Source organism: Micrococcus sp. 093350064-1 (assembly GCF_053627955.1).
Genome location: NZ_JBSEYU010000004.1, coordinates 44,214 through 71,201, shown reverse-complemented (window position 1 = coordinate 71,201; position 26,988 = coordinate 44,214). Strand labels below are relative to the sequence as shown.

The 26,988-nt window shown below is 72.7% G+C and carries 21 protein-coding genes and 2 tRNA genes; 8 read left to right on the top strand and 15 right to left on the bottom strand.

What is annotated here, in order from left to right; genetic code table 11:
* Positions 1-2: 2 nt before the first annotated feature.
* The 5 genes from ACUW6W_RS05730 to pknB are packed head-to-tail and all read left to right on the top strand — an operon-like array spanning position 3 to position 8,953.
* A complete protein-coding gene (locus ACUW6W_RS05730) occupies positions 3-1,718 on the top strand; it encodes a PP2C family protein-serine/threonine phosphatase (RefSeq protein WP_136939875.1) in 1,716 nt (571 codons plus the stop codon).
* Positions 1,715-3,139 carry an FtsW/RodA/SpoVE family cell cycle protein gene (locus ACUW6W_RS05725; RefSeq protein WP_036314455.1) on the top strand — a complete coding sequence of 475 codons (1,425 nt, stop codon included), beginning with the start codon at positions 1,715-1,717 and terminating at the stop codon, positions 3,137-3,139. The genes ACUW6W_RS05730 and ACUW6W_RS05725 overlap by 4 nt, the downstream gene beginning before the upstream one ends.
* A complete protein-coding gene (locus tag ACUW6W_RS05720; protein ID WP_036314452.1) occupies positions 3,136-4,581 on the top strand; it encodes a peptidoglycan D,D-transpeptidase FtsI family protein in 1,446 nt (481 codons plus the stop codon). Before ACUW6W_RS05725 ends, ACUW6W_RS05720 begins: the two co-directional genes overlap by 4 nt.
* On the top strand, positions 4,578-6,644 hold the full coding sequence (locus tag ACUW6W_RS05715; RefSeq protein WP_036314450.1) for a protein kinase domain-containing protein: 2,067 nt from the start codon (positions 4,578-4,580) through the stop codon (positions 6,642-6,644). Before ACUW6W_RS05720 ends, ACUW6W_RS05715 begins: the two co-directional genes overlap by 4 nt.
* A gap of 32 nt (positions 6,645-6,676) precedes the next feature.
* The gene (gene pknB / locus ACUW6W_RS05710) at positions 6,677-8,953 is read left to right on the top strand and encodes a Stk1 family PASTA domain-containing Ser/Thr kinase (protein WP_036314448.1); all 2,277 of its coding nucleotides are present in this window, start codon (positions 6,677-6,679) and stop codon (positions 8,951-8,953) included.
* 45 nt (positions 8,954-8,998) lie between these two features.
* On the opposite strand, the gene ACUW6W_RS05705 is transcribed toward pknB, so the two are convergent.
* A complete protein-coding gene (locus ACUW6W_RS05705) occupies positions 8,999-9,652 on the bottom strand; it encodes an anthranilate synthase component II (protein WP_002858195.1) in 654 nt (217 codons plus the stop codon).
* 159 nt (positions 9,653-9,811) lie between these two features.
* Between ACUW6W_RS05705 and ACUW6W_RS05700 the strand changes: the two genes are divergently transcribed.
* The gene (locus tag ACUW6W_RS05700; RefSeq protein ID WP_036314444.1) at positions 9,812-10,117 is read left to right on the top strand and encodes a cell division protein CrgA; all 306 of its coding nucleotides are present in this window, start codon (positions 9,812-9,814) and stop codon (positions 10,115-10,117) included.
* Positions 10,118-10,284: 167 nt separating this feature from the next.
* Here the strand turns inward: ACUW6W_RS05700 and ACUW6W_RS05695 are convergent, their stop codons facing one another.
* Together ACUW6W_RS05695 and ACUW6W_RS05690 are read right to left on the bottom strand one after the other, a co-directional pair.
* Complete coding sequence (locus ACUW6W_RS05695; RefSeq protein ID WP_230297379.1) at positions 10,285-11,229, bottom strand: rhomboid family intramembrane serine protease; 945 nt, start codon at positions 11,227-11,229, stop codon at positions 10,285-10,287.
* Between the two features lie 11 nt (positions 11,230-11,240).
* A complete protein-coding gene (locus tag ACUW6W_RS05690; protein ID WP_454179918.1) occupies positions 11,241-11,771 on the bottom strand; it encodes a peptidylprolyl isomerase in 531 nt (176 codons plus the stop codon).
* A 185-nt stretch (positions 11,772-11,956) separates the two neighbouring features.
* Here ACUW6W_RS05690 and ACUW6W_RS05685 point away from each other — a divergent pair, with 185 nt between their 5' ends.
* Positions 11,957-13,192: a hypothetical protein gene (locus ACUW6W_RS05685; RefSeq protein ID WP_060973758.1), complete on the top strand. Its 1,236-nt coding sequence runs from the start codon at positions 11,957-11,959 to the stop codon at positions 13,190-13,192.
* A 209-nt stretch (positions 13,193-13,401) separates the two neighbouring features.
* Positions 13,402-14,049 (top strand): MBL fold metallo-hydrolase, encoded by a 648-nt coding sequence (locus ACUW6W_RS05680; protein WP_069941254.1) that lies wholly within the window; start codon positions 13,402-13,404, stop codon positions 14,047-14,049.
* Positions 14,050-14,089: 40 nt separating this feature from the next.
* Here ACUW6W_RS05680 and ACUW6W_RS05675 read toward each other — a convergent pair whose 3' ends face one another.
* The 12 genes from ACUW6W_RS05675 to dnaA form a co-directional block, all read right to left on the bottom strand.
* A complete protein-coding gene (locus ACUW6W_RS05675) occupies positions 14,090-14,317 on the bottom strand; it encodes an amphi-Trp domain-containing protein (protein WP_060973760.1) in 228 nt (75 codons plus the stop codon).
* Positions 14,318-14,394: 77 nt separating this feature from the next.
* A complete protein-coding gene (locus ACUW6W_RS05670; protein WP_049145006.1) occupies positions 14,395-15,183 on the bottom strand; it encodes a queuosine precursor transporter in 789 nt (262 codons plus the stop codon).
* 252 nt (positions 15,184-15,435) lie between these two features.
* Positions 15,436-15,508 (bottom strand) — tRNA-Ala (locus ACUW6W_RS05665).
* A gap of 11 nt (positions 15,509-15,519) precedes the next feature.
* Complete coding sequence (locus ACUW6W_RS05660; protein ID WP_020624432.1) at positions 15,520-15,681, bottom strand: hypothetical protein; 162 nt, start codon at positions 15,679-15,681, stop codon at positions 15,520-15,522.
* A 58-nt stretch (positions 15,682-15,739) separates the two neighbouring features.
* Positions 15,740-15,813: transfer RNA gene (locus ACUW6W_RS05655), tRNA-Ile, on the bottom strand.
* A 100-nt stretch (positions 15,814-15,913) separates the two neighbouring features.
* Positions 15,914-16,414 (bottom strand): DUF3566 domain-containing protein, encoded by a 501-nt coding sequence (locus ACUW6W_RS05650; protein ID WP_010079768.1) that lies wholly within the window; start codon positions 16,412-16,414, stop codon positions 15,914-15,916.
* Complete coding sequence (gene gyrA, locus ACUW6W_RS05645) at positions 16,411-19,098, bottom strand: DNA gyrase subunit A (protein WP_036314434.1); 2,688 nt, start codon at positions 19,096-19,098, stop codon at positions 16,411-16,413. The genes ACUW6W_RS05650 and gyrA overlap by 4 nt, the downstream gene beginning before the upstream one ends.
* A gap of 68 nt (positions 19,099-19,166) precedes the next feature.
* Positions 19,167-21,317 (bottom strand): DNA topoisomerase (ATP-hydrolyzing) subunit B, encoded by a 2,151-nt coding sequence (gene gyrB, locus ACUW6W_RS05640; protein WP_036314432.1) that lies wholly within the window; start codon positions 21,315-21,317, stop codon positions 19,167-19,169.
* A gap of 368 nt (positions 21,318-21,685) precedes the next feature.
* Positions 21,686-22,249 (bottom strand): DUF721 domain-containing protein, encoded by a 564-nt coding sequence (locus ACUW6W_RS05635; RefSeq protein WP_036314430.1) that lies wholly within the window; start codon positions 22,247-22,249, stop codon positions 21,686-21,688.
* Positions 22,242-23,456: a DNA replication/repair protein RecF gene (gene recF, locus ACUW6W_RS05630; RefSeq protein WP_454179915.1), complete on the bottom strand. Its 1,215-nt coding sequence runs from the start codon at positions 23,454-23,456 to the stop codon at positions 22,242-22,244. The genes ACUW6W_RS05635 and recF overlap by 8 nt, the downstream gene beginning before the upstream one ends.
* Positions 23,457-23,477: 21 nt before the next feature.
* Complete coding sequence (gene dnaN / locus ACUW6W_RS05625; protein ID WP_002856446.1) at positions 23,478-24,593, bottom strand: DNA polymerase III subunit beta; 1,116 nt, start codon at positions 24,591-24,593, stop codon at positions 23,478-23,480.
* A gap of 749 nt (positions 24,594-25,342) precedes the next feature.
* Entirely contained in the window at positions 25,343-26,890 is a 1,548-nt protein-coding gene (gene dnaA / locus ACUW6W_RS05620) for a chromosomal replication initiator protein DnaA (RefSeq protein WP_044659943.1), read from the bottom strand.
* Positions 26,891-26,988 lie beyond the last annotated feature (98 nt).

Here is a 26,988-nt window from a genome sequence, read left to right as displayed (position 1 = left end):
CCATGACCCTCGTCCTCCGCTACGCCGCCCGCTCCGACGTCGGCCGCGTCCGTGCCAAGAACGACGACTCCGCCTACGTGGGCCGTCATCTGGCCGTGCTCGCGGACGGCATGGGCGGGCACGTGGGCGGCGACGTGGCAAGCGCGTCCACGGTGCTGGATCTGGCCCCGCTGGATGCGGTGGGCTACGAGGACCCGGCCACGGTGCTGCCGGACGAGATCCAGAACGCCAACCTGATCCTCAACGAGCTGGTGCACGCCAACCCCAAGCTCGCCGGCATGGGCACCACGTGCACCGCCGGCCTGCTCGCGGGGACCACGCTGCACATCGCGCACATCGGCGACTCCCGTGCCTACCGGCTCGCGGACGGCGAGTTCTCCCAGGTCACCACGGACCACACGTTCGTGCAGAAGCTCGTCGACGAGGGGCGCCTCGAGGCCGGGGAGGCCCCGTTCCACCCGAACAAGAACGTGCTCATGCGCGTGCTCGGCGACGTGGACGCCTCCCCCGAGCTGGACGTGTTCGAGGTGCCCGTCGCCCCCGGAGAACGGTGGCTGTTCTGCTCGGACGGCCTCACGGACGTGGTCCCCCCCGAGAAGATCCACGAGGTGCTGCGGGACTCGGAGGCTCTCAACCAGGCCGTCGACACCCTCGTGGACCTCACCCTCAAGGGCGGCGCCCCGGACAACGTCACCGTGGTGGCGTTCGAGATCGCGGAGGGCACGGCGGAGGAGCTGGCCCCCGTCCCGGACGTCCACCTGTCCGAGCAGGCCCTCGCCGCCGCCCACCCGCCCGAGGTCGGCCCGGTCTCCGGCCTGCTGCTGCGCGAGGACCTGGACGCACGGCCTCACCTGCTCGTCGGCGCGGCCTCCAACGCCGTGAAGACCGATCGCATCCCCGTGGTCACCCGCAGCTCCACGCGCCGCCGTGCCGCCGCCCTGCTCGGCGAGACGCCCGTGCCGGAGAACCGTCCCCGGCGCACCGCGGCCGTCCTCACGGACGGGCCGGATCCCGCCGCCGCCCCGCGCCCGGACGCCTCCGTCCCGCCCGCCGCGCCGAGCGGCACCGCTGCCGCCGCCGGCTCCTCCTCCGCCGCCACACCGGCCGCCACCGCTGCCGACCACCCGTCCGACGAGGCCGCCGAGCCGATGACCACGGCCCCCACCCCGGCCCCGGCGACCGCCGGGCCCGCCGGCGGCCCCGAGGACGGGGCCGCGCGTCGGCGGCGTGGAAAGGACGACCGCCCGGTGCAGTACCGCCGCGGCTGGTTCATCCCCGTGTTCACCACGCTGCTCGCCCTCACCCTCGCGGCCGTGGCCGTGTGGGGCTACCTGTGGACCCAGACGCAGTACTACGTGGGGGCCAACGACGGCCGGATCGCCGTGTTCAAGGGCGTCTCCCAGCGGCTGGGCCCGCTCGAGCTGTCCCACGTGGACCGCCAGACCGACCTCCCGGTGGACGCGCTGCCCGCGTACGCACGCGACCGCGTGAACGCCGGCATGCCCGCCCGGGACGTGGACCACGCGGAGCAGATCGTCGCCGAGCTGCGCGACTCGCTGCACCCGAACGCCCCCGCCCCCGCCGGTGAGCCCTCCGAGCGGGCCCGGCCGAGCACGACGCCGTCGTCGTCCTCCGCCCGCCCCTCGGACGCGTCCGGCTCCACCGCGCCGACGAGCCCGGCGTCGTCCCCGAGCGCGACGGGAGGTGAGGCCCCGTGACCGAGGTGATCTCCCCCGCACGCCCGCGCCGGAACATCGAACTGGTCCTGCTGCTGGCCGCCCTGGCCATCGCCCTGGGGGCGGACCTGCTGGGCATGATCGGCACGGACGCCCCGCTGGACTCCACCGCCTGGGTGCCGCTGGGCGTCTTCGGCGCCGCCACCCTCGTGCTGCACGTGGTCCTGCGGCTGCGGGCCCCCTACGCGGACCCGTTCATGCTGCCGATCACCGCCCTGCTCAACGGGCTGGGCCTGGCCATGATCCACCGGCTGAGCCAGGACGCCGCGATGGCCAACCCCACCTCGCAGCTCGTGTGGTCCGTCCTGGCCGTCCTGGTGGCCTCCGCCCTGGTGTTCCTGGTGCGCGACCACCGGGTGCTGCGGCGCTGGCCCTACCTGTTCCTCGCCGCGTCCGGCGTGCTGCTGCTCCTGCCGCTCGTGCCCGGGCTGGGCCTGAGCATGTACGGGGCGCGGATCTGGATCGACGTCGGATTCGGCACCTTCCAGCCCGGCGAGATCGCCAAGATCACGCTGGCCATCTTCTTCGCCGGCTACCTCTCCGCGAACCGCGACCTGATCCTGCTGGCCGGCCGCCGTGTGGGCCCGGTGACCTTCCCCCGAGCCCGGGACCTCGGCCCGTTGCTGGCCGGCTGGCTCCTGGCGCTCGGCGTGCTCGTGTTCCAGCGCGACCTGGGCTCGGCCCTGCTGTTCTTCGGCATGTTCATGGCGATGCTCTACATCGCCACGTCCCGCGCCTCCTGGATCCTCCTCGGCCTGGGCCTGATCGCCTTCGGCGCGGCGCTGGCGTTCCTGTTCATGCCGCACGTGACCGCCAGGTTCGAGATCTGGCTGAGGGCCTTCGACCCCGAGATCTACCATCGCGACTTCGGCGGCTCCTACCAGGTGGTCCAGGGTCTGTTCGCGATGGCCTCGGGCGGGCTGATGGGCACCGGCCTGGGCGCGGGCAACCCCACCCAGGTGCCGCTGTCCTTCTCGGACATGATCCTCACGGCCATCGGCGAGGAGCTCGGCTTCGTGGGCCTGGCCGCCGTGCTCGTCCTGTACCTCCTGCTCGTCACCCGCATGATGCGCGCCGCCCTCGGCGTGCGCGACGCGTTCGGCAAGGTGCTCGCCTCCGGCCTGGCCTTCACCATGGCGTGGCAGGTGTTCGTGGTGATGGGCGGCGTGACCCTCGTGCTGCCGCTCACCGGCCTCACGACGCCGTTCCTCGCCGCCGGCGGCTCCTCGCTGCTGGCCAACTGGATCATCGTGGGGCTCGTGCTGCGCATCTCGAACGCCGCCCGCCGGCCCGTGGTCGTGGACGGGATGGTCAACGCGTCCGGGCCCGGCGCCGGCCACCTCGACCCCGGCACGGCGCTCCCGGCGGCCGCCGTGCCCCCGGGAGGAGGTGAGGAGCGGTGAACGAGGCGATCCGACGCACGTGGACCGTCATGGCGGCCATGCTCCTCGTGCTCGCGCTGGCTGCGTCCGTCATCCAGGTGCTGGCCGCTGACCAGCTCAAGACGCACGCCCTGAACTCTCGGCAGATGTTCCTGGAGTTCGGCGCCCCGCGCGGGCCGATCCTCGTGGACGGCGAGCCGATCGCCGAGTCCGTCCCCTCCGGCGACGCGTACCACTACCAGCGCGTCTACCACGAGACCGAGCTGTACGCCCCGCTCACGGGCTTCTATTCGCTCACCTACGGCACCGACGGGCTGGAGGCGGCCATGAACGAGCAGCTCTCCGGCACCCCCACGTCCCAGTTCGTGGACCGCGCCATGGAGATCATCACGGGTGCCACGCCCGAGGGCGACCAGGTGGAGCTGACGATCGACCCCGAGCTGCAGCGTCTGGCGTACGACGCGCTCCCGGACGGCGTGCGCGCCTCCGCCGTGGTCACGGACCCGACGACGGGCGAGATCCTGGCCATGGCGTCGAAGCCGGGCTTCGACTCCAACGCGCTCTCCTCACACAGCCCGGCCGAGGCGCAGTCGGCCATGGCCGCGATCGACCAGATCCCCGGCGCCAGCGCATACCGCAACCGCGCCGCGGAGCAGCTCGTGTCCCCCGGCTCCACGTTCAAGCTGATCGACGCGGTGGCCATGCTCGAGTCCGGTGACTACACCCCGGGCGGGACGGTGGACATCCCCGCCGCGTGGACGCTGCCCGGCACGACCACGGAGCTGCCCAACTACGACGGCTCACCGTGCAACACCGTGGGGCGTCAGACCCTCACGTGGGCGCTGGCGCAGTCCTGCAACACGCCGTTCGCCATGGCCGCCGTCGAGCTGGGCCAAGACCGGATCCGGGAGGTCGCCGAGCGGTTCGGCTTCAACGACTCCTTCGACTACCCGTTGCCCGTGACCGGCTCCGTGTTCCCCTCCGACCTGGACGACGCCACGCTGGCGCAGTCCTCGATCGGCCAGCGGGACGTGCAGGCCACCGCGCTGCAGATGGCCATGGTGGCCGCCGGCATCGCGAACGACGGCGTGGTCATGGAGCCGCAGCTGATCAAGGCGGTCCGCCGTTCGGACCTCACCACGGTGCAGGAGTTCAGCCCCCGTGAGCGCGGCCGGGCCACGACCCCCGAGGTGGCCGGGCAGGTCTCGGACATGATGGTCTCGGCGGTGGAGGACGGCATCCTGGGATCCGTGCAGTCGGACACGGTGCGGATCGCGGCGAAGTCGGGCACGGCCGAGGTCGGGGACACGGGCAACGTGCACTCCTGGATCACCGGCTTCGACGCGAGCGAGAACCCCCGGGCGGCCGTGACGATCGTGGTGGAGGACGAGCCGCCGGGGGTTGGACATCAGACAGTCGTCAGTGGCATGAAGGCAATCATGGAAGCGGTGGTCACGGAATGAGGCCGACATCGGGCATCACCCTCGGCGGCAGGTACCAGTTGACCGATCGCATCGCGATCGGCGGCATGGGCGAGGTGTGGAAGGCGCGGGACAAGGTCCTGGGCCGGATCACCGCCGTGAAGATCCTCAAGGAGGAGTACACGGGTGACCCCAACTTCCTGCGCCGCTTCCGGGCGGAGGCCCAGCACACCGCGCTGCTGAACCACCCCGGCGTCGCCAACGTCTACGACTACGGCGAGGAGAAGGGCTCCGCCTACCTCGTCATGGAGCTCGTGCCGGGCCAGCCGCTGTCCTCCATCCTCGAGAAGGAGAAGGTGCTCTCCCCCGAGCGGACCCTGCGGATCATCGCGCAGACGGCGGCCGCGCTCTCGGCGGCCCACGCCCAGGGGCTCGTGCACCGCGACGTCAAGCCCGGCAACCTCATGATCACGCCCACCGGCCGGGTGAAGGTGACGGACTTCGGCATCGCGCGCCTGGCGGACCAGGTCCCCCTCACGGCCACCGGCCAGGTGATGGGCACCGCCCAGTACCTCGCGCCCGAGCAGGCCACGGGGCAGCAGGCCACCGGCTCCTCCGATCTCTACTCGCTGGGCATCATCGGCTACGAGGCCCTCGCCGGGCATCGCCCGTTCACGGGCGAGTCCCAGATCGCGATCGCCCTCGCCCAGGTCAACGACACGCCGCCGCCCCTGCCGGACACCGTCCCGGCCCCGGTGCGCGCCCTGATCATGTGCATGCTCTCGAAGGACCCCCGGGAGCGGCCCTCGGACGCGGCCGCGCTCTCGGACGCCGCCGACGCGCTGCGGCGCAAGGACACCCGCGGCGCCGTGGAGGCCGTGCCCGCCCTGGCCGTCTTCCTCGAGGAGCAGGGCGTGACCGACCCCTCGGGCGCCGAGACCGCTCCCCTGGACTACGACGGCATGCGCACCACCCATCCGCGCGCCGAGGGCACCCGGGCGGACGGCTCCCCCGCCACCGCGGCGCTGCCGGTGACCACGGCCCAGCCCCGCACCGACGACGCCGCCCGCGGCACCGGCGCCGCCGGTGCGGCGGCCGTGGGCGCGGCCGGTGCGTTCGGCGCCGCCGCGAGCGCTCGCACGCGCGACCACGAGATCGCCGCCGTGCGCGACCAGCAGACCCGCCCGGGCGACGTCGTGGACCCGGGCCCGCCCGCCGGGGGAGGATCCGCGCCCGCCCGCCGGCGACGCGCCAACCGCTGGCCGCTGTGGGCGCTGCTCGGGCTCGTGGTGTTCGCCCTGCTGGGGGCGCTGCTGTGGCCGCTGCTCACGGGTGACCGCGGCGTCGGCGGCTCAGCGCCGGCGACCTCGCAGGAGGAGTCGTCCGTGCACGTGGACCCGGAGGCGTACAAGGGTCGCCCCGTGAGCGAGGTGCGCACCGAGCTCGAGGGCCTCGGCCTGGCGGTGCGCGAGGAGGACCGCGACGCGCAGAGCCCGCAGGGCACCGTCGAGGAGATCAACCCGGTGGGGGCGCTGCGGCGCGGTGAGACCGTCACGCTGGCCGTCTCCACCGGGGAGGGCGTCATCCCGGAGGGCCTCGTGGGCCAACCCGTGGAGAGCGCGATCCAGACGCTGCGCGACCGCGGCTTCACCGTGGACCGGGTGGACGACCCGTCCGCCGACGGCGCCGACGGCGAGGTGGTGCGCGTGGTGCCCGGCGAGGGCGAGCGTCACCGCTACGACACGCACGTGCAGCTGATCGTGGCCACCGGCGGGTCCGACGCCGCGCCGACCCGCGAGGCGTCCCAGCCCGCCTCGGAGCCGGAGCCCAGCGCGTCGGAGGAGCCGAGCACCGAGCCGAGCAGCGAGCCGAGCCCGTCGGCCTCGGACGAGCCCCGCCCGTCCCCCACCGCCGAATCCCCGACGGCCACCGCCGACCCGGAGCCCATGCCGGAGCCGTCCGAGGAGCCGACGACGCCCACGGGGGATCCGACGACGGAGTCCTCCGGGGAGTCCACGGCACCGACGGGCGAGCCCACCACCGACCCGTCCGCTGACGCGCGTGGTGCGGAGGCCTCGTCCGCCGACGCCACGCCCTCCGCTTGAGCGGCGGGCGGGACGGGCACGCGGACGTGTCTGTGGATGAGCAGAGGATCCTGAACGGGCGGTACCGGATCGGTGAGCTGATCGGGCGCGGCGGCATGGCGGACGTCTTCCGCGGCGAGGACCTGCGGCTACACCGCCCGGTGGCGGTCAAGCTGATGCGCCGGGACCTGGCGCGCGATCCGCACTTCCAGGCACGCTTCCGCAAGGAGGCACGCTCGGCGGCCTCCCTGAACCACCCCTCGATCGTCTCCGTGTACGACACGGGCGAGGTCTCTCTCGAGGACGGCCTCCATCCGGTGGACTGCCCGTTCCTGGTGATGGAGCTCGTCTCCGGCCGGACGCTGCGGGAGATCCTGCACGCCGAGGGCGCCGTGGGCACGGACCGTGCCGTGGCCTGGACCCGGGGCGTGCTGGAAGCGCTCGAGCACGCGCATGAGGAGGGCATCGTCCACCGCGACGTGAAGCCCGCGAACGTCATGGTCACGGAGACGGGCGCCGTCAAGGTGATGGACTTCGGGATCGCCCATGCGCTGGCCGACACCTCCGCCACCACGTCGCAGACCCAGGCCGTGGTGGGCACGGCCCTCTACCTGGCCCCGGAGCAGGCGACGGGCCGCATCGTGGACGGCCGCGCCGACCTCTACGCGGCCGGCTGCCTGCTGTTCGAGCTGCTCACGGGCCGACCCCCCTTCACGGGTGACACGCCGCTGGCCGTGGCCTATCAACACGTGCGCGAGGAGCCGCCGGCGCCCTCCGACGTCGACCCCGACCTGCCGCCCGCGTTCGACCCCGTGGTGCTGCGCGCCCTGCGCAAGGATCCGGAGGACCGGTTCCCCACGGGCGCCGCGTTCCTCGCGGCCCTCGAGGAGGCCGCCGCGGATCCGCACGCCGGCCCCGGCCGTCACACCCCGCCGCTCGATGCCGTCCCTCCCGCCCTCGTCGGCGCGGTGCTGGGCTCTGCGGCCGCGGAGCACGGGGCCGACGACGCCGACGTGCCGACGGCCGCGGTCCCGCTGACCCGGCCGACGCCCTCCATCCCGGCCGAGCCGGACGCCGCACACCCCCAGGCGGCGAACCATGCCGTCGCGGGTGCGGGACTGCCCGGCGCCGCCTCCGCCGCGCAGCTGGCCGCCGCCGCCGCCATGGACGGCCCCCGCCCGGTGACGGCCGGCCAGCCGGTGACGCCCGGTGCGGTCGCGACGCCCCGGCCCGAACCGCCCGGGGACACGCCGGCGTCGGCGACGGCCACACCCCGTCGCGTGCGCCGGCGCCTCCGCCGGCGCACGCTCCTGGCGGCCGGCGCGGTCCTGGTGGCGCTGGTCCTGGTCCTGGCGCCGTGGCTCGCGGCGGCCCTGCGCACCACCGTGGAGGTGCCCACGGTGGTGGGGCTGCAGCAGGATGAGGCGGTCGCGGCGCTCGAGGACGCAGGCCTGGTGGCCGTCGTCTCGTCCGCGTACATGGCCGACGCCCCGGACGGGACCGTCACCCAGAGCGACCCGCCGACGGGCACGGAGGTGCCCCGCGGGGCCGAGGTGCGGATCCGGGTGTCCCGCGGCGAGGAGGGCATCGCGCTGCCCGACTCCCTGCACGGGCTGTCCGAGGACGCGGCCCGCCGCGAGCTGGAACGGTTGGGCCTGCGCGTCTCCTCCGTGCAGTACCAGGACGACGGCCGACTCGAGCGCGGGCTGCTCGCCCGCACCGACCCCGCGATGGGCACCCACGTGCCGCCCGGCTCCTCCGTGGTGCTGCACCTGTCCAGCGGCATGGTCGCCGTGCCGGACGTGGTGGGGATGAGCGCTCCGGACGCGCGGCGTCAGCTGGCGCTGAGCGCCCCCGAGCTGCGCGTGCGGATCCAGGACGAGGACGGCGCGACCACCGACACCGGCACGGTCGTGGCCCAGGATCCGCCCGCCGGCGTCCGCGTGGACAACCGTTCCTCCCTGACCCTGACCGCTTCCTCGTGGATCGCGCCCACGGCCGAGCCCTCCGAGCCGGCCCCGCCATCCAGCGAGGCGCCCGAGCCCACGCCGTCGGCGTCCGCGCCACCGAGCCCCCCGCCGACGGAGAGCCCCGAGCCCTCCGAGAGCGCGGAGCCGTCACCCTCGCCGTCCGCCTCGGCCACGCCCAGCCCCGAGCCGACGACGACCGAGACGCCGTGGCCGACGCAGAGCCCGTCACCGACGTCGGCGGCCCCGTCGGAGCCGACCGGGCAGCCGCCGAGCACGTCGCCCACCGCGACGCCGGTGGACCCGCTGCCGACGCTGACGCCGGACCCCGAGCCCTCGATCGACCCGCCGCCGTCCACCTGAGCGGCCGGGGCGCCGTCCGACCCGCGAACCGGGCCCCGGGACCGGTCAGTCCTGGCGGACGAGGGGCGAGAGCCGGCCGCCGCGCTCGGCGGCCCCGGAGAGCCCCACGGACTCGAGCCAGTTGCCGAGCATCCGGTAGCCGCCCTCGGTGAGCACGGACTCAGGGTGGAACTGCACGCCCCACAGGGGCGCGGTGCGGTGGGCCAGTCCCATCACGACGCCGTCCTCGGTCTCGGCGGTGATCTCCAGGACCGCCTCGTCCACGGTGGGCCGCACGGCGGCCAGCGAGTGGTAGCGGGTGGCGGTGAACGGCGAGGGGACGCCCTCGAACATGGGGTGCTCGCCGTGGCGGACCAGGGACGTCTTGCCGTGCATGAGGGACTCCGCGTGCGTCACGGTGGCGCCGAACGCCTCCGCGATGGCCTGGTGCCCCAGGCACACCCCGAAGAGCGGGCGGCCGCCGTCGGCGGCGGAGCGGATGAGGTCGAGGGAGACACCGGCGTCGGCGGGCGCGCCCGGCCCGGGCGAGATGAGCACGGCCGTGTGCTCGGCCGCGAGCTCGAGGGCGCGGGCGGGGGTGACCTCGTCGTTGCGGATCACGGTGGTGCGGGCCCCGAGCTGCTCGAGGTAGCCCACCAGGGTGTAGACGAAGCTGTCGTAGTTGTCGACGACGAGGACGGAGACCTCGGGGCTCTGCACGGGGGCGCTCTTTCCTCCCCGCCGCGTGGGAGCGGGGTGCATAGACTGGCCGGGCACGTCGCTGACCCCGGTCCTGGGCAGGTCAGCAGGATACCGTCCCCGCCCCGGTCCCCGCCGGTGGGGGCGCCCACCACCCCCCCCCACCCGAGGAGAAGATCCGTGGCAGCACCCGCCGGCAAGCGCAAGGACTCGGCCCGTCGGAAGCGCGAGGAGCTCGAGGCCGCGCGCCGCAGCCGCTCCGCCGTGCGGACGGAGCTCGGGGACGTGGACCCGGGTCCGAAGCCCCTCTCCCCCGGGTACAAGGCCGTGATGTTCGGCCTGCTGATCCTCGGCCTGCTCTGGATCATCGTCTACTACCTGACCCAGGGCCTCTTCCCGATCGTGCAGATCGGCGGCTGGAACATCCTCGTGGGCTTCGGCCTCGCGCTCGTCGGGTTCCTGATGATGTCCCGCTGGAGCGAATGACACGCGTGTAGTTCTCCACAGTGGTGGACAACCCTGTGGATGAGGGATCCGCACGATCCGGCCCGGAGACGAGTTGTCCCCGGAGTTGTCCACAGGTGTGGACACCCCTGTGGGAAGAAGTGCACACCCGCCTGTGGAGAACTCCGGGGACGGTCGGGGACGACGGCCTAGCCGAGCAGGCCTGCCACCGTGACCCGGGCGGCGCCGAGCACCGTGAGCGCCGCCAGCGCCGCCGCCACGACCACGAGGCCGGCTGCCTGGGCGCCCACGGACGGCACGCGCGCGCGGCCGGGCCGCAGCCCGCCGGCCAGGGAGAACACGACGGCGACGACCGCGCCCGTCAGCAGCCCACCCACGTGCACCTGCCAGGCCACCCCGGGCAGCAGGAACGAGAAGACGAGGTTCAGGCCGATCAGCACGGCGATCGAGCGCACCTGCCCGCCCCGCACCCGGGTGAGCAGGAACAGAGCCGCGAACATGCCGTACACGGCGCCGGACGCCCCGACGACGGGCTGCAGCGGGTCCGAGACCCACAGCGCGAACACCGCACCGCCCACGGCGGAGAGCACGTAGAGGGCGAGGAACCGCCACCAGCCCAGCGCGGGCTCGAGCACGCGCCCGATCACCCACAGCGCGAGCATGTTCAGCAGCAGGTGCGTGGGGCCGGAGACGTCGTGCACGAGCGCGTAGGAGGCCATCCGCCACGGCTCCATGCCGTACGGGGACGTGTAGAGCCCGGCGTACCAGAGCGCCTCGGTCACGCCGGACGCCTGATCCCGGGTCATCCACTGCGCCGCGTAGACCACCACCGTGACCGCCAGCAGGATCCAGGTGACGGGCGAGGCGGCGAAGCCCGTCCGCCGTCGGGCCGGGACCGACGCGGCGGCGCCGGCGGCGGGGGCCGCCGTCGGACCGGGGCCGGCCACGACGCCGGACGCACAGTCCACGCAGACCGGTCCGGCCGTGGAGCCGGGACGCTGGCAGTCGAGGCACGCGGGGCGCCGGCAGACGGCGCAGCGCACATACGCCGCACGGCCCGGATGCCGCGGGCACACCGGGGGTGTGCCGTCCGCGGAGTCCGGGCCGTGCGGGTCAGAGGGGGTGGTGCTCACCGAGGGGCTGCTCAGGCCTCGGTGATGTCGATGGACTCGATGACGACGTCCTCGAGCGGGCGGTCACGGGGATCGGTGGCGACGGCGTTGAGCTCGTCCACGACCTTCTGGGAGGCCTCGTCCTTCACCTCGCCGAAGATGGTGTGCTTGCCGTTGAGCCAGCCGGTGGGCACGGAGGTGATGAAGAACTGCGAGCCGTTGGTGCCGGGGCCGGCGTTGGCCATGGCCAGCAGGTAGGGACGGTCGAACTGCAGCTCGGGGTGGATCTCGTCGCCGAACTGGTAGCCGGGGCCGCCGATGCCCATGCCGAGCGGGTCGCCGCCCTGGATCATGAAGTCCTTGATGATGCGGTGGAACACGGTGCCGGAGTACAGCGGGGCGCCGTTGTTCTTCTCACCGGTCTGCGGGTGGGTCCACTCCTGCTCGCCGGTGGCGAGGCCCACGAAGTTCTTCACGGTCTTCGGGGCGTGGTTGCCGAACAGCTCGACGACGATGTCGCCGTGGTTCGTGTGGATGGTCGCGGTGTGCGTCTTGTTCGCCATGCGCCCCATTGTTCCATCCGCGGCGGCGGGCCGTCCGGATCCCGCCGTCCGGGGGCGGGTCTTCCGCGATCGGCGTACGCACTCCCGGCGTGCCGGGACCCGTGCCACGGCGGGGGTCGGCCACTAGGCTGGGCCTCGAGGACCACCGCGTTCAACGACCATCCAGAACTCACGGGAGGCATCACATGGCTCGCACGACCCTGCACGACGAGATCCAGCACGACGGCGGCGCGAACGCGTTCGTCGCACGCCAGGCGGAGAACCTGCGCCACTGGGCCGCCCCGAAGGTGGAGTCCACCCGCGCCTGGAGCGAGGTGGCCGCGGCCTACGGGCTGATCGGCGGCTCCGCCGCGGCCGAGGAGGGCCGCCGCAAGGCCCAGGACGCCAAGAAGGAGTACGGCCCCGTGGTCGAGCGCGGGGCGCGGAAGGCCGGCGAGGCCGTCGCGCACCAGTACGGGCTGCTGGCCCCCGCCGTCGCCAAGGGCGTGGACACCGTCCAGGACTTCCTCGAGCACCTGCAGGCCCAGGCGCAGGACGCCGGCCACGAGGTGCAGCAGCAGTTCGCCGCGGCGCGCAAGGACGCTGAGAAGGCCGCGAAGAAGGGCCGCCGTCGTGGGGGCCGCAAGGCCAAGCAGCTGCGCCGGGACGGCCGCCAGGCCGCCAAGGGCCTGCGCAAGGACGCGAAGAAGGCCGCCAAGGGCGCCCGCAAGGACGCGCAGCGGTCCGCCGCCCTGTTCAGCGACCGCGCCGGCCAGGCCAAGGACGCCGCCGCCGCGGGCGGCCTGACCCTCGCCGGCCTCCTCGCCACGGGTCTGTCCGCGCTGCAGGAGCAGGGCGGGAAGGTGGCCCCGCAGGTGCAGGCCCGCCTGGCCGACGCCGGCGACTACGCCCAGCGCCGCAAGGAGGAGGTCCTCCCCGTGGCCGCCGCCCGCCTGGCCGACGGCGCCGCGCACGCCCGCAAGACCGCCCACGACGTCGAGGTCCCGGACGCCCTGGAGCAGGCCCTGATCAAGCTCACCGGGGACAAGGCGATCGTGAAGCGCCTGCGCCAGGGCGCCGAGCAGTACGCCGGCGCCGCCGAGAAGGACCTGAACCGTGCCGCCGGTCGCCGGGCCTCCCGCTCGGGCGGCCGCGCCTGGATCGTCGCGGGCATGGCGGCCGCCGCCGCCGGCGCCGGCTACGCCCTGTGGCGCCTGACCAAGCCGGTGCAGGATCCGTGGACCGCCCCGGTCCCGGGCCCGATCACCGCGAACATCCCGGTGGTGGAGGCCAACAACCCCTATGCCCAGCAGCAGAAGGTCGTGGCCGAGGCCGGCTCGGCCGCGGCGGGCCAGGGCGTGCGGGTGGACACCGCCACCCCGGACCCGGTGGCCGCCGCCAACGCGAAGGTGCTGGGCGTCCAGCCCGGGCAGCAGCGCTGACCCGCTCCCCCTCGCCCTGAGCGGACGACGCCCGGCCCGCGCCCCCTCGGTCCTGCCGAGGATGCGCGGGCCGGCGCGCGTCCGGGCGCAGGTCGGGGCGGGAGCCGGTGGGTCGCCGTCGAACGGGGCGCGGGCCTTGTCCGCCGCCGGGAGCACGCGGGAGGCTGGGACCGCCCGGGATCCCGACGCCGGGCGGAGGAGTGATCCGCATGAGCACGACCCTGACCCTCTTCGGCCACTCGGCCGTCCGTCTCGAGAAGGCCGGCCGACGCCTCGCGTTCGACCCCGGCGCGTTCAGCGACGCGGCGGTCCTGGACGGCGCGGACGCCGTCCTCGTGACGCACGGCCACCCGGACCACGTGGTCCCCGAGCAGCTGGCCAGGGCCGTGGCCGGCACGGAGGCGCACGTGTGGGCGCCACGGGATCTGACGGGGCCGCTGGCGGAGGCGGGACTCGACGCCGGACACGTGCACACGGCCGTGCCCGGGGAGACGTTCGAGGCCGCCGGCTTCCGGGTGGAGGTGCTCGGCGGGGAGCACGCGGTGATCCACGCCGAGGTCCCGCGCCCGGTCAACGTGTCCTACCTCGTGGACGGGGCCGTGCTGCACCCCGGCGACTCGTTCACGGTGCCGGACGCCGACGTCGAGGTGCTCCTCCTGCCCGCCGCGGCGCCGTGGTTGCGCATCGCGGACGTGGTGGACCAGATGCGGGCCATCGCGGCGACGCACACCCGCCCCATCCACGACGGCATCCTCAGCGAGGACGGCAAGGGCGTGGTGGACGGGGTGCTCTCGGGGCTCGCCGAGGGCGTGACCGACTACCGGCGTCTGGCCCCCGGGGAAGCCTGGACGTTCTGAGGCGCGGGGAGGCGGCCCCGGGCGGCCGACCCGGGGCCGGTCACCAGCTGAGGGTGATCTCCAGCTCGGCGTCGCCGTCGTCCTCGACCTCGAGCTCCACCTCGAGGCCCACGCGGTCCGGGACGGTGACGACGACGTCGCGGCCGCCGTGCTCGATCCGCACCTTGTTCTGCCGGGAGAGCTGGTCGGCGAGGTCGCGCAGGCGTGCGGCGGCCTGCTCGCGGCTGAGGGTCTGCTGCTGCTCGTGCTCGAAGAGGTCCTTGCCCATGGCACCGACGGTAGTCGGTGGTCGGGGTGCGCGCGACGGACGGGCCCCGGCGCGGCCGACGCCGGGGCCCGTGCGGGTCAGCGGGACGCGGCCGGGGCGAGGGCGGGATCGTCGTCGCGGTGGATCTCGAAGCCGGGTGCCCGGTAGGTGGGCTCCCGGCGCTTGAGGGCGCGGATGACGAGCAGGGTCACCGGCACGATGAGGATCTCCACGAGAGTCTTGTACGCGAAGCCGGTCACCGTGTAGTTCGCCAGTTCCAGCAGCGAGATGGTGCCGGCGTAGGCGATGGTGCAGAAGATCAGGGTGTCGAAGAACTGGCCGACCACGGTCGAGAGGATGAGCCGGAACGCCACGTGCCGTTCCCTCATGCGCTCCTTGAGGCGGACCACGATGGACGCGTTGAGCAGGGAGCCCACGAGGAACGCGACGAAGCCGGCCACGGTGATCCGCAGCATGGGCGCGAGGGCCTGGTCCCACACCTCGAAGCCCTCGACGGGCGTGGTCCAGGAGACCACTGTGTAGGTGAGGGCGGCGAGCACGAGCATCGCGAAGCCGAGGACGATGGCGCGGCGGGCCCGGCGCCAGCCGTACACCTCGGCGAGGATGTCGCCGACGATGTACGCGAACGGGAACAGGAAGGCGCCGCCGTCGAAGATGAGGGGGCCGCCGTCGTAGAAGAGGTCCGAGATGACCGGGACGGTGGGGCCGTAGAAGAGCTTGGCCGCGGTGACGCCGGAGAGGATCAGGAGGGCGATGAAGACGCCCACGAAGATGTCGTAGTAGCTCGCGGGCACCCGGGCGTAGGCCGGAGTGCCCTGCCCAGAGGCGGGTCGGTCGGGGGACGGGGTGTCGATGGTGGTGTTCACCGGACCATCCAACACCACGCACGACGACGGTGGGCGCGGTGGGCGGGTCCGGCGGCGGGGGTTCGGGGCAGGCCATCCCCGTCCCTCCGTGGGCAGAAACGCCCTCTCTTCTGCCCACGGGGCCCGAAGTCCTGCGGTTTGTGCCCCAGGAGCCCCCGGGTCGCCGGTTTCTGCCCACGGTGCCGGCGCCGGCGGCCACCCTGGGCAGACGAAAGGGCCCGGGAGTCTCACGACTCCCGGGCCCTTCTTCGGTGGAGGCAAGGGGACTCGAACCCCTAACCCCCTGCTTGCAAAGCAGGTGCGCTACCAATTGCGCCATGCCCCCGTGAGGACCGGTCAGTCCTCCGGTGCCGGCTCGACGCCGTCGGCGTCCTCCGGCAGGTCGTCCGTGGCCGTGGCCCAGACGTCCTTCCCCGCACTGTTCTCCCGCCAGAGACGCGCCCCATAGGCGGCTGCCGCGGCGCTGACCACGAGGGCCACGCGTGCCAGTCGACCCATGGGAAGACCTCCGGAGACGAACGGAGCCCCAGCGGACCGGGGCTCTGTGTGGTGGGAGTGGGCGTACCAAGACTTGAACTTGGGACCTCTTCGTTATCAGCGAAGCGCTCTAACCGCCTGAGCTATACGCCCTCACCGTCGCTCACGGCTGACGCCGTTCACAACAGGAGATGACTGTACAGGAACGCCGACGCCCCGCGCAAATCCGCGCGGGGCGTCGTCGAGGGTCTGCTCAGTCGTCCGTCAGCGTGACGCCGAGGCCGCCCACGAGGCTCGCGCAGAGGTTGTAGAGCAGCGCGGCCACGGTGGCCAGGGCGGTCAGCAGGATGACGTTGACCACGGCCAGCACGGTGGCCAGCGAGGTCACGGTGCTCAGCGGGGCCAGGGACGCCACGGTGTAGCGCCCGGCCTCGGAGCCGAGCACGGTGCCGATCACGTCGTTGACCCTGTCGAAGATCCCGAGGACGTCGGACAGCGAGTACAGCGCCACCGCCGCCACCACCGTGAGGATGCCCAGCGCCACCGAGAGCAGGAACGCCAGCTTCAGCACGGACCACGGGTCCACCCGGGTCAGCACCAGGCGGGCGCGGCGCACCTTGGCCTTCGGGACGGCGCGGACCAGGTCCTCCTGCGAGGACCCGCTGGCCTTGCGCACCGGGCGGCCGGACCGCGGCTCGGCGGCCTTCCCGGTGCTCCGTCCCTGGCCGGGACGCGACGACGCGGACGTGCTCACTGCTCTCCTCCGTCTGCACCCTCACCGGCGTCCTGCGTCAGGGCGTCCTCCGGTGCGGCTACGGGGTCGGTCGGGTCGATGTCTGCGTCCAAGGGTACATCCGGCCCCGCCTCGGCCTCGGCGTCCGCCTTCGCCTCCATCTCCTGCTCATTGTTCAGGGTGACGGCGACGATCCGGTCCCGCTTGTCCGGCTTGGCGAAGATCACGCCCATCGTGTCGCGGCCCTTGGCCGGCACGCCGGCGACGGCGGAGCGCACCACCTTGCCCGAGGCCATCACCACGAGGACCTCCTGGTCCTCGCGCACCACGAGACCGCCGGCGAGCTCGCCGCGGTCGTCCACGAGCTTGGCGACCTTGATGCCGAGGCCGCCGCGGTTCTGCAGGCGGTACTCGTCCACGTGGGTGCGCTTGGCGAAGCCGCCGTCCGTGACGGTGAAGACGTAGCCGTCCTCCTCCACCACGTCCATCGTCAGCAGGGAGTCGTCGTCGCGGAACTTCATGCCAGTCACGCCCGAGGTCGCACGGCCCATGGGACGCAGCGCCTCGTCCGTGGCGGTGAACCGCAGGGACTGGCCCTTGCGCGAGATCAGGATGAGGTCGTCGTCGGGCGAGACCACGCGGGCCGAGACCAGCTCGTCCCCCTCACGCAGCTTGATGGCGATCAGGCCGGCGGTGCGGTTCGTGTCGTAGTCCAGCAGCGGCGTCTTCTTCACGAGGCCGCCGCGCGTGGCGAGCACGAGGTACGGGGCCCGGCCGTAGTCCACGAGCGGCTGGATCTGGGCGATCCGCTCGTCCGGCTGGAACGCGAGCAGGTTGGCCACGTGCTGGCCCTTCGCGTCGCGGCCGGCCTCGAGCAGCTCGTACGTCTTGATGCGGTACACGCGGCCGAAGTTCGTGAAGAACAGCAGCCAGTGGTGCGTGGACACGGTCAGGAAGTGCTCGACGACGTCGTCGCCGCGCAGCGTCGCCCCGCGCACGCCCTTGCCGCCGCGCGCCTGGGACCGGTACTGGTCGATCCGGGTGCGCTTGACATAGCCGCCGCGGGTGATGGAGACGACCATCTCCTCCTCGGGGATCAGGTCCTCGATGGACATGTCCCCGTCGAAGCCGGCCATGATCTCGGTGCGGCGGTCGTCGCCGTGCTTGGCCACGATCTCGGCGAGCTCCTCGGAGATCACCTCGCGCTGACGCTGCGGGGACTCCAGGATCCGGTTGTACTCGGCGATCTTCGCCATGAGGTCGTCGTACTCGTCCTGGATCTTCTGGGACTCCAGGGCGGCGAGCTGGCGCAGCTGCATCTGCAGGATGGCCTGGGCCTGGACGTCGTCGATGTCCAGGAGCTCCTTGAGGGCCTCGCGGGCCACGTCCGCCGAGGCCGAGCGGCGGATGGTCGCGATGACCTCGTCCAGCATGTCCAGGGCCTTGAGCAGGCCGCGCAGGATGTGCGCGCGCTCCTCGGCCTTGCGCTTGCGGAACGCGGTGCGGCGCACGATCACGTCGATCTGGTGCTTCACCCAGTGGTGCACGAAGCCGTCCAGGGACAGGGTGCGCGGCACGCCGTCCACGAGCGCGAGCATGTTGGCCGAGAAGTTCGACTGCAGCTCGGTGTGCTTGTAGAGGTTGTTCAGCACCACCTTGGCGACGGCGTCTCGCTTGAGCACGATCACCAGGCGCTGGCCGGTGCGGCCGGAGGTCTCGTCGCGCATGTCCGCGATGCCGTTGATCTTGCCGTCCCGCACCATCTCCGCGATCTTCGCGGCGAGGTTGTCGGGGTTGGTCATGTAGGGCAGCTCGGTGACCACGAGGCACGTGCGGCCCTGGATCTCCTCCACGTTGACCACGGCGCGCATGGTGATGGGGCCGCGGCCGGTCCGGTAGACCTCCTCGATGCCCTTGCGGCCCAGGATCTGGGCGCCCGTGGGGAAGTCGGGGCCGTGCACGCGGGCCAGGAGCGCCTCGAGCAGCTCCTCGCGGGTGGCCTCGGGGTGCTCGAGGTACCACTGCACGCCCGCGGCCACCTCGCGCATGTTGTGCGGCGGGATGTTCGTGGCCATGCCGACGGCGATGCCCGAGGAGCCGTTGACCAGCAGGTTCGGGTACCGGGCGGGCAGGACGACGGGCTCCTGCTGCTTGCCGTCGTAGTTGTCCTGCATGTCGACGGTGTCCTCGTCGATGTCCCGGACCATCTCCATGGCCAGCGGGGCCATCTTGGTCTCGGTGTAGCGCTGGGCGGCCGCGCCGTCGTTGCCCGGGGAGCCGAAGTTGCCCTGGCCGAGCGCCAGCGGGTAGCGCTGGACCCAGTCCTGGATGAGGCGCACGAGGGCGTCGTAGATCGCGGTGTCGCCGTGCGGGTGGTAGTTGCCCATCACGTCGCCCACCACGCGGGCGGACTTGTTGAACGCGCGGTCCGGGCGGTAGCCGCCGTCGTACATCGCGTAGAGCACGCGACGGTGCACGGGCTTGAGGCCGTCGCGCACGTCCGGCAGCGCGCGGCCGACGATCACGGCCATCGCGTAGTCCAGGTACGAGCGCTTCATCTCCGACTCGAGGTCGACGGGCTCGACCTTGTCGGCGGCGCCCTCGGGGAGCACGTAGTGCTCCACCTCGATGTCCAGGCCGGTCTGCGGGGTCGGGGCGCCCTCGACGGGCTCGTCCGGGGTCTGGGGGGTGGTCTCGTCGCTCACGCGGGTCCTCTCGTGCTCCCCGCGACGGCGAGGAGGGTGGTCGGCTCAGGCAGGTCTGCGGGTCCGGCTCAGACGTCCAGGAAGCGGATGTCCTTGGCGTTCTGCTGGATGAAGGTGCGGCGGGACTCCACGTCCTCGCCCATGAGCATGGAGAAGACGGCGTCCGCGGCGGCGGCGTCCTCCATGGTCACCTGCAGCAGGGTGCGGTGCTCCGGGTCCATGGTGGTGTCCCACAGCTCCTGGTAGTTCATCTCGCCCAGGCCCTTGTAGCGCTGCACCCCGTTGTCCTTGGGGTAGCGCCAGCCCTTGGCCAGGCCGGCCTCGACGGCGGCGTCGCGCTCCTCGTCCGAGAACACGTAGTCGTGCGGGGCGTTGGACCACTTGATGCGGTACAGCGGCGGCTGCGCGAGGAACACGTGGCCGGCCTCGATGAGCGGGCGCATGTACCGGAACAGGACGGTCAGCAGCAGCGTGGTGATGTGCTGGCCGTCCACGTCCGCATCCGCCATGAGCACGATCTTGTGGTACCGCAGCTTGGAGATGTCGAACTCCTCGCCGATGTTGGTGCCGAACGCCGTGATCATCGACTGGATCTCGGCGTTGCCGAGGGCCTTGTCCAGGCGGGCGCGCTCCACGTTCAGGATCTTGCCGCGCAGCGGCAGGATGGCCTGCGTCTCCGGGTTGCGGCCCTGCTTGGCCGAGCCGCCGGCGGAGTCGCCCTCCACGATGTACACCTCGCAGCGCTCGGGGTCCTTCGAGGAGCAGTCGGCCAGCTTGCCGGGCATGCCGAAGGACTCCAGCGGGGACTTGCGGCGCGCGTTGTCCCGGGCCTTGCGGGCGGCCAGGCGGGCGTGCGAGGCCATGATGGCCTTGCGGATGATCTCCTTGGCCGGGCCCGGATTGCGCTCGAACCAGTCGCCGAGGTGGTCCGTGACCGCCTTGGACACGAACCCGCGGGCCTCGGAGTTGCCGAGCTTGGTCTTGGTCTGGCCCTCGAACTGCGGCTCGGAGAGCTTCACGGAGATCACGGCGGTCAGGCCCTCGCGGATGTCCTCGCCCGTGAGGTTGTCCTCCTTGGGCTTGAGGATCTCCTTCTCCCGCGCGTAGCGGTTGACCAGGGAGGTCAGCGCGGCGCGGAAGCCCTCCTCGTGGGTGCCGCCCTCGTGGGTGTTGATCGTGTTCGCGTAGGTGTGCACGGACTCCGAGTAGGCGGAGGTCCACTGCATGGCCACCTCGACGGCCATGGAGCGGCCGTCCGAGACGTCCTCGGCCTCGAAGGCGATGACGTCGTCGTGGACGTACTCGACCTTCTTGGCGGAGTTGAGGTGCTGGACGTAGTCGAGCAGGCCGTTCTCGTACAGGTAGGTGACGGAGCGGCGCTGGGGCTCCTGCTCCGCCTCCTCCGCCAGGCCGTTCTCCGCGACGTCCTCACCGGCGGCGCCCTCGCCCGCGATCTCGTCGTCGACGACCTCGTTGGACTCCTGGACGCGCTCGTCCGTGAGGGTGATGCGCAGGCCCCTGTTGAGGAAGGCCATCTGCTGGAAGCGGGCACGCAGGGTCTCGTAGTCGAACTCGATCGAGTCGAAGATCTCCGGGTCCGGGTAGAACGTCTGCACGGTGCCCGTGGCGTCCGTGGCCTCCCCCTTCACCAGCTCGCCCTGGGGCACGCCGCCGTCCGCGAAGGACATGCGCCACACGTGCCCCTGACGGCGGACCTCGGTGTCCACGCGGCGGGAGAGCGCGTTGACCACGGAGATGCCCACGCCGTGCAGGCCGCCCGAGACGGCGTAGCCGCCGCCGCCGAACTTGCCGCCGGCGTGCAGGATCGTCATGACGACCTCGACGGTCGGCCTCCCCTCGGTGGGGTGCAGGTCCACGGGGATGCCGCGGCCGTCGTCCGCCACGCGCACGCCGCCGTCGGCCTGCAGCGTGACGTCGATGCCGGTGGCGTAGCCGGCCAGCGCCTCGTCCACGGAGTTGTCCACGACCTCGTACACGAGGTGATGCAGGCCCCGCGGGCCGGTGGAGCCGATGTACATGCCGGGGCGCTTGCGGACGGCCTCGAGACCCTCGAGCACGGTGATGGCGCTGGCGCCGTACTCACCGGGCACCTTCCGGTCCTTCACGGGGGTCTCGGGCTGCCCGACGGCGTCCGGCACGGCCTCCGGGTTCGGCGCGGCCGACGCGGCGGTCGGCTCCTCCGCGGGGTTCTCGGGCATGGCGTCAACCACGGGTGGCTCACTTCCTCGGACGTCGGCGGCTGGGTCGACCCGCGCGCAGGCGCGCGACGCCGCCCGGACAGGACCGGCACGCGACACGCTCCCGCAGATCCACGGGGGCGGGGGACGGACGACGGCCGGCCCCCTCTCACTGGTCCCAGTGTACCGCCTGACACCCCGAGGGCCCGCATCGACGGGGGTCCGCCGCGGGAGAACACCCGCTCAGCGGCCAGGGACACGGCTCAGGACGCGCGCAGGAGACCGCCTATGCCTCCCGGGCCGTCACCGACCCTGTGACCGCGCCAGAGCGGCGCCCATGGCCTCGCCGCGTCCGGGACCTCGTCGGGCGGCGCGGGGTGGCCGCGGACTCAGCCGTAGGTGTCGCGCGGCCCGCGGCCGCCGCGCACGGTGCGCGGCCCCTTGCGCCAGCTCGGGGCCTGGGGCCCCACCACGTCGATGCGGGTCACGACGCCGGGCCCGAGCGCCTCGTCGAAGCGCTGCAGGAGCACGGGGCTCATCAGGCGCAGCTGCGTGGCCCACGCGGTGGAGCTCGTCCGGACCCGCACCACGGAGTCCTCGAAGCTCTCCGGGCGGCAGTGCAGCGCGATCTCCGGCCCCACCAGCTCGGCCCAGCGGGTGAGCACGGACCCGACCGCCACGGGGGTGGACCAGCCGCGGTCGCGGATGAGCCGGCCGAACACGGTGGACACCGTGGCCGGGTCCCGGTCCGCACCCCCGAACGGGCGCCGACGGTCCGGCCGCTCCCGGCCGGCCGACGTCGTGCCCGCCATGGCCCCGGCCAGGCCCGCGCCCGTCCCCCGCGCCCGCAGCGGCGCCTCGCCCCGCTCCCGGGCGGCCTCGCGGACCCGGCGCAGCTGCACGAGCGCCAGGTCCGGCCGGTCCGGCTCGAACGGGGCGGGGGTCTCAGCCATCGGCCCCGCCCTCGCGCCGGGGCTCGCGGATGTCGCCCTCCACGGGGGCCGCGGCGGCCACGGCCTCGGAGCCCTCCGCGTCCTGGCGGATGAGCACGCGGTGGGCCGTGAGCTCCTTGGGGACGTCCTCGAGCGCGGCGGCCGTGACGATCACCTGCTCGGCCCGGTGCACGAGCGCGGCGAGGCGGCGGCGACGGGCGGCGTCGAGCTCCGCGAACACGTCGTCCAGGATCAGGACGGGGCGGGCGTCGGGGTCCGGGTCGTCGGCCACGAGCACGTCGTAGGCCGCCATGCGCAGGGCGAGCGCCAGCGACCACGTCTCCCCGTGGGAGGCGTAGCCGCGCGCGGGCGCCGGGCCCAGGAAGAGGGCGAGCTCGTCTCGGTGCGGACCCACCAGGGTGAGCGCCCGCGCCCGCTCCTCCTCCCGCTGGGACTCGAGCGTCCGGCGCATGTCCACGGCCAGGTCCGCCACGGCCGGGACCTCCGCGTGGGTGCCGCGGGCCAGCGGGACGGTGGACTCGTAGGCGTAGGCCGCCGCCTTGGAGCCGTTGGTCAGCGCCGCGTACATCTCCTGGAGGGGGCGGGCCAGCAGGCGCAGCACGTGCAGGCGGCCGTGCAGCAGGCGGGCGCCGGCGGCGCAGAGGTGCTCGTCCCAGACGGCGAGGGTCGCGTCCTCCTCGGGGCCCCAGCGGCGAGAGCCGCGGCCCGCCTTGAGCAGGGCGTTGCGCTGGCGCAGCACGCGTTCGTAGTCGGCGGCGGCCTCACCGAGCGCCGGACGCAGCTGCACCATGAGCTGGTCGAGGAGACGACGGCGGCCACCGGGCTCCCCCGTCACGAGGCCCAGGTCCTCCGGGGCGAAGACCACGGTGCGCAGGATCCCGAGGCCCTCCTTCGCCCGAACGGGGGCGCCGCGGTTGATGGCCACCCGGTTGGACCGGCCCGGCAGGATCTCCAGCTCGAGGGCGACGGCGCGCGATCCGCGGTGCACGCGCCCGGCGATCCGGGCCCGGTCCCGGCCGAAGCGCACGAGCTGCGCGTCCGAGCTGACCCGATGGGACTGCTGGGCGCCGAGGTAGCCGATCGCCTCCACGAGGTTGGTCTTGCCCACCCCGTTGGCCCCGAGCAGCACCGTGGACCCCGGCGTCAGCTCCAGGTCGGCCCAGCGGTAGGACCGGAAGTCCGCGACGGTGAGGTGGGAGAGGTACACGGGAGCGTCCGGCCCCCTGCGTCAGGCGATGCGCACCGGCATCACGAGGTAGCGGTAGTCGGAGACGACGCCGTCCTCCTGGTTCACGCCGGTGAGCAGGGCGGGCTTGGGCGCGGACGTGAACGCGAAGCGCACCTGCGGCTGGTCCACCACGGCCAGGCCCTCGGAGAGGTAGGACGGGTTGAACGCCACGGTGATGTCCTCGCCCTCGAGCGTGCACGGCACGGACTCGTTGGCGCTCGCGTCGTCGCCGGTGCCGGCGTCCAGGGTGACCTGGCCGTCCGTGAACACCATGCGCAGGGCGGTGTTGCGCTCGGCGACGAGGGCCACGCGGCGGGACGCCTCGACCAGGGCGGCGGTGTCCACCACGGCCTGGATGGGGCTGGACTCGGGGAAGAGCGAGCGGATCTTGGGGTACTCGCCGTCCACGAGCACGGAGGTGGTGCGGCGGCCGCCGGAGGCGAAGCCCACGAGGTCGGCGGTCTGGCCGAGCAGGATCTCCAGGTCGCCACCGGAGCCGAGGGACTTGGCGACCTCGGTGAGCGTGCGCGCCTTGATGAGCAGCGACGTCGAGAGGGACGGGTCCGCCGGGGTCCAGCGGATCTCCTTCATGGCCAGCCGGTAGCGGTCCGTGGCCAGGAAGGTCATGGTGTCGCCCTCGATCTCCACCTTCACGGCGGTGAGGATCGGCAGGGTGTCGTCCTTGGAGGCGGCGACGGTGACCTGGGCGACGGCGTGGGCGAACGCGGCGCCGTCCACGGTGCCCGCGGGGGCCGGCAGCTCGGGCAGGGCCGGGTAGTCGCCCACGGGCATCGTGGCCAGGGCGAAGCGGGAGGAGCGGCAGGTGACGAGCACCTTGCCGCCGTCGAGCTCCACCGTGACCTGGGCCTGCGGCAGGGAGCGGACGATGTCGTTCAGCAGGCGGCCGGAGACGAGCACCTGGCCCGCGGTCTCGACGTCGGCCTCGATCTCCAGGCGCGCGGAGGTCTCGTAGTCGAAGCTCGCGATGGACACGACGCCGGCCTCGGCCGTGATCAGCAGGCCCGAGAGCACCGGCACCGGCGGGCGCGGGGACAGGGAGCGGGCGGCCCAGGAGACGGCGTCGGTGAGGATGTCGCGTTCGACGGTGAACTTCACGAGCTGCACTGCCTCTCTGGGGGTGATGACGGGGGTTGCGGGCCCGGGGGGAACGGCGACACGCGGGCCTCAGCATAGGCGGTCCGCGCGGCGGGTGTCAGGTCGGAAGCGAATGACAAGCGTGTGATTCCAAGGATTCCGACCGCACGGGCGCAGCCCGGGCTCTCGAGGCGCTCAGCTCGGTGTGGGGTGGCGGAGATGATGTTGCTTGGCGGAATCTCTGAAGGGGGATCAGAAGTAGTGGTAGCGGGTGTGGATCCTGTGGAGAACGCCGTTCTGCCGCGCCACCATGCGGATCCGGTTGGGGGAACCGTGTGGACACCCGCTCGTTCGGGGTGTGCATCCGGTGTGGACAAGCCCCGGAGGCCCTCCCCCCGCTCTGCACAGGCTCGTCCGGAGTTGTCCAGACTCATCCCCGGATCCACCCCCCCAGTTGTCCACATTCCTGTCCACAGGGCACGTCCACACCCGTCGAAACCCGCGAGATCATGCGGTTTTCGGCTGTGGAGACCTGTGGATACATGTGGGCAACCGAATGACATCCGTGTGATTCACCAGCCTGTGCGCCGTCGTCGTCCCCAGGGGTGTGGACGCGGCGTGAGCGGCCTGATTCCGCCATCCACAGGGGCGGAGGTTGTCCACAGCACCGGGGGTTCTCCACAGAGTTGTCCACACCGGTGGACAATGTGGAAGAAGACTCGAGTCCCGGTCGAAGGTTCGAACCGGGACTCGAGGGGGCAGTGGGTGGCTCAGGCGCCGCGCTGTTTCCGCTTGATCTCGTTGGTGAGCTCGGTGACCTGGTTGTAGATCGTCCGCCGCTCGGCCATCAGCTCGCGGATCTTGCGGTCCGCGTGGATGACGGTGGTGTGGTCGCGGCCGCCCAGGACCTGACCGATCTTGGGCAGCGACATCTCGGTCAGCTCGCGCAGCAGGTACATGGCGATCTGCCGCGCCGTCACCAGCGTGCGGGTGCGGGACTTGCTGGTCAGCTCCTCGAGGGTGAGATTGAAGTACTCCCCCGTGGCGTGCAGGATCAGCTCCGGCGTGATCTCGTGCGCCGTCTCGTCCGTGATCAGGTCCTTGAGCACATGCTCGGCCAGCTCGATGTCCACGGTCTGCCGGTTGAGCGAGGCGAACGCGGTCACGCGGATCAGCGCGCCCTCGAGCTCGCGGATGTTCGTGGAGATGCGCGAGGCGATGTACTCCAGCGCCTCCGGCGGGGCCACGAGACCCTCAGCCTCCGCCTTCTTCCGGAGGATCGCGATGCGCGTCTCGAGGTCCGGCGGCTGGATGTCCGTGATCAGCCCCCACTCGAAGCGGGAGCGCAGCCGGTCCTCGAACCCGGAGAGCTGCTTGGGCGGCAGGTCCGAGGTGATGACCACCTGCTTGTTGTTGTTGTAGAGCGTGTTGAAGGTGTGGAAGAACTCCTCGACCGTCGCCTCCTTGTCCGCCAGGAACTGGATGTCGTCGATCAGCAGGATGTCCACGTTGCGGTAGACCTGCTTGAACGAGGCGCCCTCGTCGTGGCGGATGGAGTTGATGAAGTCGTTGGTGAACTCCTCCGAGTTCACGTACCGCACCCGCAGGCCCGGGTAGAGGCGACGGGCGTAGTGCCCGATCGCGTGCAGCAGGTGCGTCTTGCCCAGGCCGGACTCGCCGTAGATGAACAGCGGGTTGTACGCCTTCGCCGGCGCCTCGGCCACCGCGTTCGCGGCGGCGTGCGCGAACCGGTTGGACGAGCCGATCACGAACGTCTCGAAGTGGTAGCGGTCGTTGAGGCGGCTGGTCTCCGCGGACGTCGACGGCGGCGCGGGGGTCGGCTTGCCGTTCCCGCTCGGGGCCGCGGTCGCAGCGGGCGCGACGTCGGCCGGCGGCTCGATGCGGAAGCCCGGCAGCTCCTCGGCGACGGCGCGGCGGGAGGTGGCGGCGGTCGCAGCCGGGGGCAGCTCGACGTCCGGCACCGCGGCGGCGGCCGGTCCGCCCGCGAGGGAGGAGCGGCGGGCCTCGGACGAGGGGGTCCGCGGCGGCTGCAGGTTCGCGTCGATCGAGATGGCCAGCAGGATCTCCTCGCGGAACTCCTTGGTCAGGGCGTCCGTAAGGGCGTCGGCCACCTGGGTGCCCTGGAGCGTCTCGCGGGTGGTCTCGTTCGGCACGGCCAGCAGGAGCGTGTTGCCGATGAGGCCCTGCGGCTGGGCCAGGTAGACGAAGCCCATGAGGCGGGCGCTGACCCGCGCGTCGTCCTCGAGGGAGCCCACGACGGAGCGCCACGAGCTGAGCACGGCCTGGTCTGCCACCACGGAGGCTTCCTTTCCTGGGGCAGACGTCCCCGAGGACGGGGGCGGCTGCGCGAGACGGACGACGGTGCTCGGAGTCTAACGGTTGTCCACAGGGTTGT

What these genes read in the sequence shown, in the direction of transcription:
- ACUW6W_RS05680 (WP_069941254.1), top strand. Translation starts at nt 13,402, where the DNA reads ATGAGCACGACCCTGACCCTCTTCGGCCACTCGGCCGTCCGTCTCGAG.
- ACUW6W_RS05635 (WP_036314430.1), bottom strand. Translation starts at nt 22,249, where the DNA reads ATGGCTGAGACCCCCGCCCCGTTCGAGCCGGACCGGCCGGACCTGGCG.
- ACUW6W_RS05715 (WP_036314450.1), top strand. Translation starts at nt 4,578, where the DNA reads ATGAGGCCGACATCGGGCATCACCCTCGGCGGCAGGTACCAGTTGACC.
- gyrB (WP_036314432.1), bottom strand. Translation starts at nt 21,317, where the DNA reads ATGCCCGAGAACCCCGCGGAGGAGCCGACCGCCGCGTCGGCCGCGCCG.
- ACUW6W_RS05690 (WP_454179918.1), bottom strand. Translation starts at nt 11,771, where the DNA reads ATGGCGAACAAGACGCACACCGCGACCATCCACACGAACCACGGCGAC.
- ACUW6W_RS05730 (WP_136939875.1), top strand. Translation starts at nt 3, where the DNA reads ATGACCCTCGTCCTCCGCTACGCCGCCCGCTCCGACGTCGGCCGCGTC.
- ACUW6W_RS05685 (WP_060973758.1), top strand. Translation starts at nt 11,957, where the DNA reads ATGGCTCGCACGACCCTGCACGACGAGATCCAGCACGACGGCGGCGCG.
- ACUW6W_RS05660 (WP_020624432.1), bottom strand. Translation starts at nt 15,681, where the DNA reads ATGGGTCGACTGGCACGCGTGGCCCTCGTGGTCAGCGCCGCGGCAGCC.
- ACUW6W_RS05675 (WP_060973760.1), bottom strand. Translation starts at nt 14,317, where the DNA reads ATGGGCAAGGACCTCTTCGAGCACGAGCAGCAGCAGACCCTCAGCCGC.